This window comes from Streptomyces sparsogenes, assembly GCF_001704635.1.
In the GTDB taxonomy this organism is placed as follows: Bacteria; Actinomycetota; Actinomycetes; order Streptomycetales; family Streptomycetaceae; genus Streptomyces; species Streptomyces sparsogenes.
This window is the reverse complement of record NZ_MAXF01000056.1, coordinates 1-13,211: the sequence shown is the minus strand read 5'-3', so window position 1 is coordinate 13,211 and position 13,211 is coordinate 1. Positions and strand designations below refer to the sequence as shown.

Below are 13,211 nucleotides of genomic sequence, written 5' to 3'. Positions count from 1 at the left end.
GATCCCGCCGCTTCGTCCCCGGACCCGGCCGCCCCGCGCTTCCGGGTCCGCCCGCCCGCCAACTGGATCAACGACCCCAACGGGCCCTTCCGCTGGCGGGGCCGCCACCACCTCTTCTACCAGCACAACCCCGAAGCCCCCCGCCACACGAATGTCCACTGGGGCCACGCCTCCAGCCCCGACCTGGTCCACTGGGAGCACCACCCCATCGCGCTCACCCCCACGCCCGGCGGCCCCGACGAGGCGGGCTGCTGGTCCGGGTGCGTGGTCGACGACGGCGGCGTGCCCACGGCCGTGTACACCGGCGTCGACCGCCACCACACCGGGCTCGGCACGATCTGCCTGGCGCGCGCGGCCGACCCGGACGACGACGCCCTCACCGACTGGAAACCGCTGCCCACCCCCGTGGTGACCGGCCCGCCCCCCGGCCTGGACGTGGTCATGTTCCGCGACCCGTTCGTGTTCCGGTGCGCCGGGCGGCGGTGGGCGCTGGTCGGCGCGGGCCACGCCGACGGGACCCCGTCGGTGCTGCTCTACGACTGCGAGGACCTGACCGACTGGCGGTTCGCCGGAGTGCTCGTGGACGGCGCGGACCCCGTGGCGACTGTGGCGCTCGGCGACAAGGTGACCGGCTGGGAGTGCCCGCAGCTGTACGCGACGGCGGGCGGGGACTGGGTGCTGGTGGTGTCGCTGTGGGACGGCGACCCGCGCGCCACCGCGTATCTGACCGGACGGCTGCGGCCGGGCGACGGGGGCGATCCCCGCTTCGAGCCCCGCACCGGCGGCCGGCTCGACCACGGGCGGGACTTCTACGCCCCCGCCGTGCTCCAGGAGGCCGACCGGACCCTGATGTGGGGCTGGTCCTGGGAGGCCCGCGCACAGCGCGAGATCGAGCGCGCGGGGTGGGCCGGGGTCCTCACCGCGCCGAGGGTCGTGGACGTCCACGCGGACGGCGCGCTGCGCGTCGTACCGGCCCCGGAACTCGACCTGCTGCGCGCGGCCGAGCCGTTCGTCACGGCACCGGACCGGGACACGGTCCCGGGCCAGGACCCGCTCCCCGGCCAGGACCCGCTCCCGGGCCCGCTCCCGGACCGGGTCCCGCTCCCGAAATCGTACGACCTGACCGTCACCGCCCGGGGCCTGACAACCGTGAGTCTGCTGCGGTCCGCGTCGGGCGCGGAGCTGACGGTGCGGCTGGACCCGGACGCGGGCACCGTGACCCTCGACCGCGGCGGCTGGCCGCGGACCGGGGGCTGGGGGCCGTCCGGGGCCGAGGGGGCGGAGCCGATCGTGGTGCGGGCCCCGGGGCGGGGGGTGCGCGTGCTCGTGGACGGATCGCTGGTCGAGCTGTTCGTCGACGACCGGGCCACCGTCACCGAGCGGGTCTACCGGCGCCCGGACGACGTACCCGAACTCGTCGTGACCGGGTCCCCCGCCGCCGTCACCGGGTGGGAGCAGGTCCCACCGACGCACGGCTGACCACCGGGCCGGCGAGCCGCCGCACGGTGGCGGGCGGCGTCCGCCCGGTGTCGATGGCGTCCAGCAGCAGCCGGGCGGCGGCCTCGCCCATCGCCCGGTGCGGCAGCGCCACCGTGGTGAGCGGCGGATCGAGGTACGCGGCCATGTGCTCCTGGTCGTCGTAGCCGACCACGGACAGCTCACCGGGGACGGCGATCCCCAGCCGGGCCGCGGCGTGCAGCACGCCCGCCGCGACCCGGTCGTTGTAGCAGAAGACGCCGGTGGGGCGCCGCTCCGTGGGGACCCCGTCGAACAGCCGCAGCGCGCCCTCGTACCCGCCGGAGATCTCGCCTCCGGTCCGCTGCACCCACTCCTTGGGCACGAGGACCCCCTTGACCCGCAGGGCGTCCCGGAAGCCGCGCAGCCGCTCGACCGACGCGATGTCGTCCTGGCCGCCGACCATGGCCACCCTGGTGTGGCCCTCGTCCAGCAGCAGCCGCGCCGCCGTACGGCCCCCCGCGCGCTCGGCGGGGATGACGGCCGGCAGGGAGTCGTCCTCCGGCAGGCAGTTGGCGAGGACGGAGCGGGTGCGGTGCAGCCCCTCGGGCACCCGGACCCGGCGCAGCGACATGGCCGCGTAGATGATCCCGTCCACCCGCCGGTCCAGGAGTTCGGCGACCGCGGCGTCCTCCTTGGCCCGGTCGCCGCCGGAGTCGATGGTGAGCACGAGATGGCCGCTCTCCCAGGCGGTCTCCATGGCCCCGCGCAGCAGCCGCCCCGCGAACGGCGACGAGGCGATCTCGTCCGTGACCAGACCGATCACCGCGGTGCGGCGACGCCGCAGACCGCGGGCGACGGGGTCGGGGCGGTAGCCGAGCCGGGCGGCGGCCTGGCGGATGCGCTCCTGGGTGGCGGGGGAGAGGTTTCCTTCGGCGCGGTCGTTGAACACGAAGGACACGGCGGTGTGCGACACCCCGGCGAGCCGGGCGACATCCCGCGACGTCGGCCGCCCGGGCCCGTCCGCGCGCCCCTCCTCGCCTCTGCCCATGACCCTCGGCCGCCCTCCGTTCAGGAATCGCCCCAGCCTATCGGCCTGCGAGAACCGCGACGGGCGGCGGCGGCCCGTGACGCACACGGGGGGCGCACGGAGCCTGATCGCACAGAGCCCAAGCCACAGAACCCGACCGCACGGAGCCCGATGCCCGTCCGGCGGTCGGCACCCGTGCGGCCCCTTCGTCCGGTCCGGATCCTCGCGAAGGCGCCGTACGGGTTGCCGCCTTGGGCCCTGCGCCGATCTTCGCGGGCGCGGCTCACCCCAGTCAATCCTGGGGATTTCTCTCAAGACCCAAGCTATAACTGGGGTCGTGACTCTGGACGACCTGCGGGTGTTCGTGGCGGTGTGCCGCGCCGGAAGCCTCAGCGCCGTGGCCCGTGAGCTGGCCTGTACCCAGTCGGCGGTGAGCCAGCACGTGAAGCGGCTGGAGCGGGAGACCGGTGTGAGCCTGCTGGAGCGCCTGCCGCGCGGAGTGGCGCCCACCGCCGCGGGTCACGTTCTGTGCGACGCCGCCGCCGAGGGGATCGCCGGGCTCGACCTCGCGCTGCGGCGCCTGGGGGACCTCGTGCACGGCGAGGGCGGTTCGGTGCGCATCGCGACCGGCGGCACGACCGTACGGCACTTCATGGCCGAGGCGGTCGTCTCCTTCCGCCGGCGCTACCCCAAGGTGAGCCTGGAGTTCCAGACCGAGAGCTCCAGCCGCCGCTGCTTCGATGCCCTGACCGCCGGCCACCTGGACCTGGCCTGGGTCACCCTCGGCGCCCCCGTCCGGGGCGTCGAGCAACGGCCCGTCGTCGACCTGCCCTGGGTGCTGGCCGTACGGGTCGGCGATCCCCTCGCGACCCGGGCGCGGATCGACGTGTCCGACCTCGCGGACGTCCGCCTCGTACGACTGCCGCCGAACTCCATCTCCGGCGGGCGCCTGGACGCGGCCTTCGCCGAACTCGGCATCCGGACCGGCTCCGACACCAGCGTCGCCGACTGGGACACCGCCCTGCTGCTCGCCGAGCTCGGCCTGGGCCACGCCGTCGTCCCCGCCCTCCCAGGCCTGCCCGCCCCCGGCGACGACGGCCCCCTCCGCCTCATCCCCGTACCCGCGCTGCCCCCGCTCCCGGTGGGCTGGGCCGTACGCCGCTGGGCCGCCCTCCCCCCACTCGCCCGGGCCTTCGCCGACACCGTCTCCACCAGCTGCGCGCCGCGCGCCGGAACCGCTCGAGGACCCGGATGATGTTCGGGTTGGCGTCCAGCGCCCGGGCGCTGGACGAGACAGAGCGTGTTGAGCGGCGGCTCGTCCGGGTCGTGGAGGATCGCGAGGGACCAGCGAGCGGGGCAGCACGCTGTAGCCAGTGCCCGTCACCGAGGACGTGGACGGCGTCTACTCGTCGAGGCGTGCGTCGCGCAGCGCGACGGGGGGCAGGCGCCCAGGTGCTGCCGACGCTCGCCCCGTTCGTCGCAAAGGGCGTCCATCTGCGCGTCATGCAGAGGCTGACCGATCCGCTGCTGGAGGACATGCGCACGGGCCGGCACGATCTGGTCATCACGACCAAGCGGCCCCGCGGCCGCGTGCTGGCCTCGGTCCCGCTGGCGGACAAGGAGTACGTCCTGGCCGCGGCCCCACACTTGGGCGCGGCTCGTCGGGGAGCACCCGGCGGCTGACGACCCCTGCGCCGCGCTGCGGGACGTGCCGCTGGCCAGCTACGCGGAGGACGTGCCCATCGCACCCGCCGCTACTGGCGCACCGTCTTCGGCAAGGAGCTGTCCGCCCGGGCCGAGCTCACCATGCCGAACCTGTACGCCGTGGTGCCGGCTGTCGCCGCCCACGGCCCCATGGAGGACCTGGCGGCCGACGCCGGCCGGATCCTCGCGCGGTGGTCGAGAGCAGCCTGCGAGTGTCCGTGGTCTGCCACGGCCCCGCCCCGCTGCTGGCGGCGCTCAGGGGGGACGGCGCACCCACGCGTACGCCAGTTACCGGAACACCGCCTTCACCAGCACCGAGGAGAAGGCCCGTGCCTAGGCCGAGGCGCCTTCAGAGCCTACAGATCGTAGCGCGGGGAGACTTTTCGTGATGATGCGGGCATAGTCGGCCAACATAACCGTCAGCCCGCACCACTGCTCCATGAGTCTGTCGTAATCCTCGATCTCTTCGGCCGTCCACGCCGCTTCCTTGCTCTCCATCTCGTCCATGCGAGATGCGGCGACCACGGCTCCCACTACCGCTTTCGTGGCAGCCCGCAAGCGCGTCCCGATGTCCGAAGGGGCCCGGGTGAACAGCTCCTCCAGATCTTCCGGCCCGGGTAGGGCCGGGATTCGATGCTCGACCCAGAAGTCACCCCACAGGCGACAGCGTCGGGCTTCTGGATCCTCACCCTCCACGGCCTCGACATCACCCGCGTTGTTGACACGAATGCGCAGTCCCGAGCGTGAAGCCAAGTCTTCGGTCATAGCAACAAGGTCCTCGGTATCCCCCTTCGCGGGCCGCGGATACGGGGGCGAGGCGAGGGAGGCGCTCAGCTCCACCAGCTGACGCGTATGCTCGTCGATCTTTGGCAGAGCGGCAAACTCCTCGTCGGCCAGCAGGGTTTCCGGGGCCGCTCCGGCCAAACGGGCATACTGGACAGGGGTACCAAGGGCGGCGCCCCGCCAAGCTACCGTCGCCGCGTCGGCCCACCACGAGACGAATTCGCGGGCCGCGTTCCGCTGTCTCGTCGCGGCGTCGGTGGCCAGCCTGAGACGGACCGAGAGCAGTACGGAATCCGGGTCGGCCATGGAACCCTGACCATTGGCCCTTCGCTGGATCAAGGCCTCGTTGAGATCATTTAGCTCGTCCCTGCGGTGCTCCTCCGCGTTGCTCTCTCGAAGCAGTAAGTCCGATGCGCGGGCCATGGACGACAGAAAACGGTCGATCTCATCGGCGGTCATTTCCGTCGCCGCTTTCGCGAAAACATGTGAATTGGATGACAGAGGCTGGTTGCTCACGGTGCCTTCCTGGGGCGAGCCGGCGGCCAGAGACTTTCGTGGCCCCCGACCGTAGTGCGTCCGGTCGCAGGCCGGAGGCGAACAACCGAACGACTACCCGTACGAGTGAAGCGCCGACCCCACGGTGAGGGCGCCAGCGACGGTCTGCCGGACAGCGACCGCGACCATCTCCTGGCGGAAGCCGTAGTGCGGCGGCCAGGCATGTCCGGAATAGCTGGCCATGCCCCCACGGGTGGCGTTGCAGTCGGCGACGGCGGCCAGCCCTGGCAGGTACAGGGCCGTGTCGCGGAGGTGGGGTTCTTCGGCGAGCAGATAGCGGCCTCGCGGAAGAGGGGCGTTTCGGGGTTGAGGACGGTGCGGACGACCCGGTCGTCGAAGTCGTCCGGCTCCTCGGGGGTGGTGCCACGGGCGAACTCATGCCGATAGGCCGGGGTGTCACCGACGACCGCGTTCACCTTTGTCGCCAGGTGGGGATCGATGATGCCTCAGAACTCGGCGCCCCCGGTGCGTTGATCACGCAGGGGCCGTAGCGCCTCTTGGATGATCGAGGGCGGCTCCGGGTTGGCATTGGCGAGGTAAGGAAACTCGTCGATCACTACGGGGACGGGCCATTCGACACCGAGGGCGAGCAATGTGTCGACCGCCTCGTGGCCTTATAGAAGTACATTTTTGTAAAACCCAGCCCTATATCTAAGGGAGGGCGGTGCCGAGACGGCGGTCGTCCCTGACGAGACCCGGGGTCCGGGTGTTCAATGAAATCAGGGAGAGCGACGCATCACGCCGTTCAACGGAAACGCCGTTCAGAAGAAGGCGATCTCGATGAACACCGCACATGGAGAGGTCCTCGGCGTGGCGGCTGCAGCGGCGGGCCTGGCCGTCGACCGCTTTTCGGAAGTGATCACTTGGTACGCCATCGTGCTCGCGATCCTGTTCGTGACAGTGGTGGTCACGTTCCGGCACCGGCACAGGTGACACGCGCGGGACACGAAGGCCACACCGTGCCTGAATGATCCACTTCGGTCATCGTTGTCCGAACCGAACATTCCGTGTTCCACTGGTTCCTTTGCAGCACATCGGTCACCGGTCACCCGCTCCCGGAGCGGGCGAGTACTCCATGGGGGGGTCCGTGTGTGAGGACCTGGGGTTCGAGAAACTGCTCAGCGACGAGGGCTTCTTCGCGTGTCTGCTGGGGCGGTCGCCGTCGGGCGGCGGCCGGGAGCCGCTGTACGGGCCCGACCTGCCCGTCGTGCTGCTCACCGGCGGTCCGGGCATGGGCAAGGGGCGGCTGCTGCGCGCGGTGCGGGACCGCTTCGCCACCAGGGTGCCGGTGGTCTACCTGGACTGCGGCTCACCGGTGTACGCGGACCGGGCGGAGCCGGAGCCGGGCGCCCGCTCGGCCGCGACCGAGGCCCTGGTCGAGGCCGCCCGACGGCTGTGCGGCTGGCAGGGGACGGGCGGCTCGTTCGCCTTCCCGCGCCTCTTCACCGGCCTCGCGGTGATCGCGACCGGTGTCGCGGACGGCACCCCGGCGGCGGTCGCGACGGAGGTCGAACGGTACGAGGAGCTGCCCCAGAAGCAGCGCCTGCGCGGCCTGGGGGCGGGCGACTTCTGGCGGGGCGTGCTCAGCGGAACCGTACGGAACCTGCTCACGACCCTGTCCGGCCAGGCGATCGACCCGTACTCGGCGGCGCTGCACAACGCGCTGCTGGACGCGCTCTTCGAGCGGCTGGCACCCCGGGGCAGGGAAGAGCTGGAGCGGATCTACGGCGTGTATCCCGGCGCGGCCGGCCAGCCCGGCGACGGGCTGCGCAACCTCGCCGCCGACTTCCAGGCCGGCGGCGAGTCGCGGGAGCTGGCGGAGAGCTTCCTCTTCCGGGCGCTGCGCGAGGACCTGGAGGCGGCGTACGCGTCGGCGGTCGGCTGGCTGCGCCGCGTCGGCCGCCCGGGGCTGCTGCTGGACCGGGCCGAGTCACCGCTGGGGGAGCGGCTGCTGCGCGCCGTGCTCAGCGACCGCCGGGGCGGGCAGCGCGACCGCGTGGTGATCGTGGGCACGGCACGCCGGGCCGACGGCGGCGCCTTCCTGCACGGCGGCCTGCCGCCCCACGAGGTGGTACCCCCCGCGGAGTTCCGGCCCGCCGACGGCGGCCCACCCGCGTGGACCCGGCCCACCGACACGGGAGCGGACCGCGCACCGCTGGCCGACGGCGTGCTCCTGCTGCGCATGCCCCTGCTCACCGGCGACCAGCTCCGCCGGGAGACCGAGCGCAGGCAGCAGCGCGCGGAGCCGGAGGGCGCCGCGAACCGCCGCCGCATCGACGCCGCCGTGGCACGGCTGAGCGGTGGACGGCCGCACACCGTGATCCGGCTGGCCGCCGCTGCCGCCGCCTTCCGGATGCCGGCGGACGCCAACGACCGGGACTTACTGGACGCCCCCTTACGCCTCCCCGGCGACGGCGCCTCGGAGCACCCGGTGGCGGACGTGCTGCTGCGCGAACTGGTGCTGGACCAGCTCCCGGTGCGCCTGCCCACCGAACACCGCGACCAGTGGCTCGATCTGCTCACCCACCTGTCGGTGGCCCACGACGAGGAGTGCGCGGACGTCCTGCTCCGCCACCACCAGTCGGGACGTGTCCACGCCCTGACCGCGCATCAGGTCTCGCAGCTGCTCACCGACACCGGATGGCCCGGCTGCGAGCGGCACTTCATCGGGGACTTCGGGCTGCGCCAGCTCCTGGTCCACCGGCTGTACGGGCTGCGCCCCGGCGGCGCCGCCTGGCACGCCGACCACCACCTGCTGCGGGACCACTACGCGGGACGCGCCGAGGCGGACCCGAGGGGCGCGCCGAGCGGCGGGGCGTTCCGTTCGGTCACGGCGCACCGGATGAACCACCACCTGGTGTCCGGCGGCGCCGACGACGTGGTCAGCCACCTGGCCGCCACACTCCCCGGCCGCCCCCGCGAGTGGTGCGCCGAGCTGCTGGAGATCGCCCAGGCGCCGTATCCGGGCGGAGCGGACGCCCGGCGGGAGCGCGCCCAGGGCCTGGTGGCGGCGGACGGACCGGCGCTGCGCCGCACCGTCGACCAGCTGCTGCACGCGGTGTGGCTGTGCGAGGAGCGGACCAGGCCCACCGGCACGGAGACGGCCCGCACGCTGGCCAGGCTGCTCGGGCTGCTCTCGATCATGGAGTTCGACGGCGCGGTACAGCTCGGCAAGACGGCCACGGAGTGGAGCGCCCTGGCGGAGAACGAGCAGCCGTTGCTGCGCTGCACCTGTACCGGACAGCTCGGGCGGAGGAGGTAGCGGGGATGCCCAGATGGAAGAAGATCCTCTACGCGTTACTGGCCGTGGCGGCGGCCGTCGCGGGCGGCATGTACGCCTGCTCGGTGATCCGGAAGACGGACACCTGCACCCAGGGAATCGAGGCGGTCGAGCGGATCGACGGCGAGTGCGTCGGCGTCGACGGCGCGGGCTACGACTTCGGCACACCCGAGATCCGGGACGTCGCCCGGGCCATCGCCGACGAGAACAAGAGGATCGACGACCAGCCGCACGTCACGGTCGCGATGATGCTGCCGCTCCAGTCCGCCAGGCCGGCCCTGCGGCGCCAGATGCGCAGCGACCTCCAGGGCGCGTACCTGGGCCAGCGGCAGGCCAACGAGGGCGAGGGGGAACCGCCGAAGATCCGGCTGGTGCTGGCCAACCCCGGGCGGGACTACCAACACCAGGACAAGGTCGTGGACACCCTGCTGCGGATGGCCGACTCCTCTGAGCACCGGTTGCGCGCCGTCACCGGCTTCAACCTCACCCTCGACACCACGGAGGAAGCCGTCCGGCGGCTGACCGAACACCGGATCCCGGTGCTCGCCTCCCGGGCCAGCGGGGACGACATCGCCAACGAGGACGGGGCGGACGGAATGGCGAAGCCACGCTTCCCCGGCCTGGCCCGGATCATCCCCTCCAACCACGACGCGGCCCAGGCGCTGGCCGACTTCAGGCGCGAACAGGGCCGGGAGAACCTCAAGACGGTGCTGGTCTACGACAGGCGCCCGGACAGCTACAACCAGTCGCTGGCCAGGGCCTTCAACGGCATCGAGGAGACGGGCCCGCCCGGCCCCGCCGCCATGTCCTTCGAGTCCCCCGCGATCGACGAGCCGGGCTCGACCGGCAACCAGTTCACCCAGACGGCCAACAACATCTGCGACTCTGAGGCCGACACCGTCTACTTCGCCGGCCGCACCCTGCACCTGCGGATCTTCGCCCTCAAGCTCGCCCAGGTGGGCTGCAAGGACCGGCACTACACCATCGTCAGCGGCTCCGACGCCGCCTCGCTGCGCCAGTCCATGACGCGGAAGGACTGGGACCAGCTGCGCGGCGAGGACGGCAAGGCGAAGGTGACGGTGCAGTACGCCGCCCCCGCCCACCCCGACGCCTGGAACACCGAGCTGGCCGCCTGGACCAGGCAGTGGGCCAAAACCCACGACCGCGAACCCACCAAGGCGGAACTCCCCCAGTACCTCACCGAGCCCAAGGCGGCCCTGGACACCCTCAAGAAGCTCATCGAGACCACCCGCCGCGAGGGCATACGGCTCGGCTCCGCCCCCGACCTGGAGGACTCCCGGACCATGCTCGTCCACGACGGCCTCGTCACCATCGGCAAGGCACTCCACCAGGCCCAGAAGGGCGGCGCCGAGGCGGTGCCCGACCGCGAGGAAGTCGGCCGGCAGTGGTCCCTGCTCCAGTCCCGTCACCGCGTGCCGGGCACCAGCGGCCTGATATGCCTGACCAGCGGCGGAAACGCGTACGACAAACCGACCGCGATCGTCGAGCTGGACCCGGGCCGGGAGGGCGACGGCAAGCTCAAGTTCGTCGGCCTCGGCTGGCCCACCGGCCGGCCACAGCCGAAGAACTGCGTGATCCCCAGCAGCTCCCCCTGAGAGGCCTGCACATCACCCGCCGCGCAACCTGACCGGGCGGCCGGCCTCCTCACCGCACATGCCCCGGCCACCCCCCTGACCACGGTGGTTCTCGGTTAGACTCCGCCGACTTGCCTGCCAAGGAGGGAAGCGGTGGCCGGGTACATTCTGTCGCTGGTGTTTCTCGCCATGGGTTCCTTGGGGCTCTCGAGGCGAATGAAGCTGAGCAGGCGCGGAGTTGGGCGAGCAAGCGCCCACTCGACGGGACGGATGGGCCGACCGTGTGCGTCTTCACTCATCCGCATCCCGGAGTCCCACGTGCTTGAGCCGACCCCCGCGCCCATGTGATCAACGCGAACCGGGGCTGGAACCGCCCGACGCAGGGACGCAGGGACGCAGGGACGCCGGGACGGCGAGGCGGCGGGACGCCGGGACGGCGATACGTCGGTGAGGGCCCTGCCGACGCGCGTCGGCAGGGCCCTCACCGGGTCTCTGGCGGCGGTTTTCCGCCTCTCCTCACACCGCCGGGGAGGCGGTCCCCCCGAGCAGCTCCGACGCGGTCTGGAGCGGGGTGGGGACACCCATCGGCACGGCCTCGGGGTGGTTGTGGCAGGTGAAGCCGAGGCGGGTCATGGCCCGGACGACTTCGCCGCTGGTGAAGTCGCGGCGGTCCTGTCGGGTGATGACCTGGCCTACTTGCTTGACGGGGTAACGGCGGCGGCCGATGGTCACGGACTCACCCGTGACGAGCTCGGGCGTGACGCCCTTCATCGACGCCAGCACCCCCCTCTTGGTCAGCTCGAACGGGTACCGGGCGATGACACAGCGCATGATGCCTCACAGAGAAGAAGGAGAACGGCCGGCCATGCTCCCTGACGGCGTCGGGCCAAGAGCCGGGTGAGGTGAACGGTCCGTCGAGGACGTCCCGTAGACGGATCCGGGCCAGGGTGATCAGGCCCGTGCAAGGGGATTGGCTTGGGATCAGAACTGCTCTAGGCAGCCGAGCCGAAGCCGGGCCGCCGCTGTGCCCTGCGGCGCGCCGCTTCACCGACGGGGCGGCCCTGGCCGGCGCGGCCCCGGCGGCCCCGACGTGCCTGGGACGAAGAGGACGCGCCGCGGGGACGTTCCACGGCCGGCGCGGTGATGACGACCGGGACACCGGAAGGGGCCTGGGCACCTGTGATGCGGCTCAGCTCCGCCTCGCCTGAACGCACCTGGGCGACCCGGGGGGTGATGCCTGCGGAAGCCATCAGTCGACTCATACCGCGCCGCTGATCAGGGGTCACCAGGGTGACGACGCTGCCGGACTCGCCGGCGCGGGCCGTACGACCGCCGCGGTGCAGGTAATCCTTGTGGTCACTGGGCGGATCCACATTGACGACCAGGTCGAGGTTGTCGACGTGGATCCCGCGCGCCGCGACGTTGGTCGCCACCAGTACCGTCACATGCCCGCTCTTGAACTGGGCCAGGGTTCGCGTGCGCTGCGGCTGGGACTTGCCACCGTGCAGGGCCGCGGCGCGGACACCGTTGCCCAGCAGGTGCTTGGTCAGCCGGTCCACCGCGTGCTTGGTGTCGAGGAACATGATCACTCGACCGTCTCGTGCCGCGATCTCGGTGGTCGTCCGATGCTTGTCCGCGTCGTGCACATGGAGTACGTGGTGCTCCATCGTGGTGACCGCGCCCGCCGACGGGTCGACGGAGTGGACTACCGGGTCCGTCAGGTAGCGGCGGACCAGCAGGTCGACGTTGCGGTCCAGGGTGGCCGAGAAGAGCATCCGCTGCCCATCGGGACGCACCTGGTCGAGCAGGGCGGTGACCTGGGGCATGAAGCCCATGTCGGTCATCTGGTCGGCCTCGTCGAGGACCGTGATGCCGACATCGTCCAGCCGGCAGTCGCCCCGGTCGATGAGGTCCTTGAGCCGCCCGGGTGTCGCGACGACCACCTCAGCCCCGGCGCGCAGCGCACCGGCCTGCCTGCCGATGGACATCCCGCCGACGACGGTGGCCAGCCGCAGGCTCACGGAGCGGGCGTACGGAGCGAGCGCGTCGGTGACCTGCTGGGCGAGCTCGCGGGTGGGGACGAGGACGAGGGCGAGCGGCTGCCGTGGCTCGGCACGCCGCCCCGCTGTACGGGCCAGTACGGCGAGGCCGAAGGCGAGGGTCTTGCCCGAGCCGGTGCGGCCACGGCCGAGTACGTCACGACCGGCCAGGGAGTTCGGCAGGGTCGCCGCCTGGATCGGGAACGGTACGGTCACGCCTTCGTGGCCGAGCGTGGCCAACAGCCGCGCGGGCATGGCGAGATCGGCGAACGACTCGGCGACGGGCAGCGCGGGTGTGATCGTCTTCGGCGGTGCGAACTCGCCCTGTACGGGCCGTCCGGCCTGTCGGTTTCCGTAGCCCTTGGAACGGCGCGGACCACCGGAGCGGTTGGCGCCGCCTCCTCCCAGGCGGTCGTACGTTCGGGATGTGCGGGCACGCTTCATGCGGAACCTTCCTTGATGGGACACGTATCAAGGAATTCCCGCAGCAGATGAGCGGCGCAGAGAATCTCGAGACGAGTCGAAGTCGATGTGGGGCGAGTCGGACCGACGGGGAATGTGTCACCGGTCGGATATGCGGTGGAGCCTTCCCACCGCGCGCCCTGAAAGCAGCGAGCTGGGGCCCGCACCCCAGAGGTGCGGGCCCCAGTTGCGAAGTACGTCAGCGCCTGTGTCAGGCGGGCACGATGTTCTCGGCCGTCAGGCCCTTCTGGCCCTGCGCGATGTCGAACGACACCTTCTGGCCTTCCAGCAGTTCGCGCCTGGGCGGC

Annotated in this window: 12 protein-coding genes; 6 read left to right on the top strand and 6 right to left on the bottom strand. The window is 72.0% G+C overall.

The genetic code is table 11. The annotated features are described in order from the left end of the window. The first annotated feature begins 66 nt into the window (after nt 1-66). Entirely contained in the window at nt 67-1,479 is a 1,413-nt protein-coding gene (locus BBH68_RS12265) for a GH32 C-terminal domain-containing protein (protein WP_065961695.1), read from the top strand. On the opposite strand, the gene BBH68_RS12260 is transcribed toward BBH68_RS12265, so the two are convergent. Next, the gene (locus BBH68_RS12260) at nt 1,442-2,506 is read right to left on the bottom strand and encodes a LacI family DNA-binding transcriptional regulator (protein ID WP_065961644.1); all 1,065 of its coding nucleotides are present in this window, start codon (nt 2,504-2,506) and stop codon (nt 1,442-1,444) included. The two genes, BBH68_RS12265 and BBH68_RS12260, sit on opposite strands and share 38 nt — an antisense overlap. A 316-nt stretch (nt 2,507-2,822) precedes the next feature. Between BBH68_RS12260 and BBH68_RS12255 the strand changes: the two genes are divergently transcribed. Continuing rightward, the gene (locus BBH68_RS12255; RefSeq protein ID WP_065961643.1) at nt 2,823-3,740 is read left to right on the top strand and encodes a LysR family transcriptional regulator; all 918 of its coding nucleotides are present in this window, start codon (nt 2,823-2,825) and stop codon (nt 3,738-3,740) included. 161 nt (nt 3,741-3,901) lie between these two features. Then, nucleotides 3,902-4,168 carry a LysR substrate-binding domain-containing protein gene (locus tag BBH68_RS44240; protein ID WP_342673129.1) on the top strand — a complete coding sequence of 89 codons (267 nt, stop codon included), beginning with the start codon at nt 3,902-3,904 and terminating at the stop codon, nt 4,166-4,168. 354 nt (nt 4,169-4,522) lie between these two features. Here BBH68_RS44240 and BBH68_RS12240 read toward each other — a convergent pair whose 3' ends face one another. Together BBH68_RS12240 and BBH68_RS44025 are read right to left on the bottom strand one after the other, a co-directional pair. Then, nucleotides 4,523-5,488, bottom strand: a complete 966-nt coding sequence (locus tag BBH68_RS12240; RefSeq protein ID WP_141712989.1) for a hypothetical protein — start codon at nt 5,486-5,488, stop codon at nt 4,523-4,525. A 93-nt stretch (nt 5,489-5,581) separates the two neighbouring features. After that, entirely contained in the window at nt 5,582-5,710 is a 129-nt protein-coding gene (locus BBH68_RS44025; RefSeq protein WP_281182478.1) for a hypothetical protein, read from the bottom strand. 597 nt (nt 5,711-6,307) lie between these two features. Between BBH68_RS44025 and BBH68_RS41915 the strand changes: the two genes are divergently transcribed. The 3 genes from BBH68_RS41915 (at nt 6,308) to BBH68_RS12230 (ending at nt 10,423) form a co-directional block, all read left to right on the top strand. Continuing rightward, nucleotides 6,308-6,460 carry a hypothetical protein gene (locus BBH68_RS41915; protein WP_158080312.1) on the top strand — a complete coding sequence of 51 codons (153 nt, stop codon included), beginning with the start codon at nt 6,308-6,310 and terminating at the stop codon, nt 6,458-6,460. Nucleotides 6,461-6,614: 154 nt separating this feature from the next. Continuing rightward, nucleotides 6,615-8,789 (top strand): hypothetical protein, encoded by a 2,175-nt coding sequence (locus BBH68_RS12235; RefSeq protein ID WP_065961694.1) that lies wholly within the window; start codon nt 6,615-6,617, stop codon nt 8,787-8,789. 5 nt (nt 8,790-8,794) lie between these two features. Then, nucleotides 8,795-10,423, top strand: a complete 1,629-nt coding sequence (locus BBH68_RS12230) for an ABC transporter substrate-binding protein (RefSeq protein ID WP_065961634.1) — start codon at nt 8,795-8,797, stop codon at nt 10,421-10,423. A 495-nt stretch (nt 10,424-10,918) separates the two neighbouring features. On the opposite strand, the gene BBH68_RS12225 is transcribed toward BBH68_RS12230, so the two are convergent. The 3 genes from BBH68_RS12225 to BBH68_RS12215 all read right to left on the bottom strand — a co-directional run. Next, on the bottom strand, nt 10,919-11,233 hold the full coding sequence (locus tag BBH68_RS12225) for an SCO5918 family protein (RefSeq protein WP_065961632.1): 315 nt from the start codon (nt 11,231-11,233) through the stop codon (nt 10,919-10,921). 161 nt (nt 11,234-11,394) lie between these two features. Next, nucleotides 11,395-12,885 carry a DEAD/DEAH box helicase gene (locus BBH68_RS12220; protein WP_174589015.1) on the bottom strand — a complete coding sequence of 497 codons (1,491 nt, stop codon included), beginning with the start codon at nt 12,883-12,885 and terminating at the stop codon, nt 11,395-11,397. Nucleotides 12,886-13,114: 229 nt separating this feature from the next. Continuing rightward, a partial coding sequence (locus BBH68_RS12215; protein ID WP_141712988.1) for a cold-shock protein occupies nt 13,115-13,211 on the bottom strand: 97 nt, incomplete at its 5' end.

Excerpts from the sequence above, each read along its gene's own strand:
- BBH68_RS12260 (WP_065961644.1), bottom strand. The coding sequence starts at position 2,506 with ATGGGCAGAGGCGAGGAGGGGCGCGCGGACGGGCCCGGGCGGCCGACG.
- BBH68_RS44025 (WP_281182478.1), bottom strand. The coding sequence starts at position 5,710 with ATGGCCAGCTATTCCGGACATGCCTGGCCGCCGCACTACGGCTTCCGC.
- BBH68_RS41915 (WP_158080312.1), top strand. The coding sequence starts at position 6,308 with ATGAACACCGCACATGGAGAGGTCCTCGGCGTGGCGGCTGCAGCGGCG.
- BBH68_RS12230 (WP_065961634.1), top strand. The coding sequence starts at position 8,795 with ATGCCCAGATGGAAGAAGATCCTCTACGCGTTACTGGCCGTGGCGGCG.
- BBH68_RS12225 (WP_065961632.1), bottom strand. The coding sequence starts at position 11,233 with ATGCGCTGTGTCATCGCCCGGTACCCGTTCGAGCTGACCAAGAGGGGG.
- BBH68_RS12220 (WP_174589015.1), bottom strand. The coding sequence starts at position 12,885 with ATGAAGCGTGCCCGCACATCCCGAACGTACGACCGCCTGGGAGGAGGC.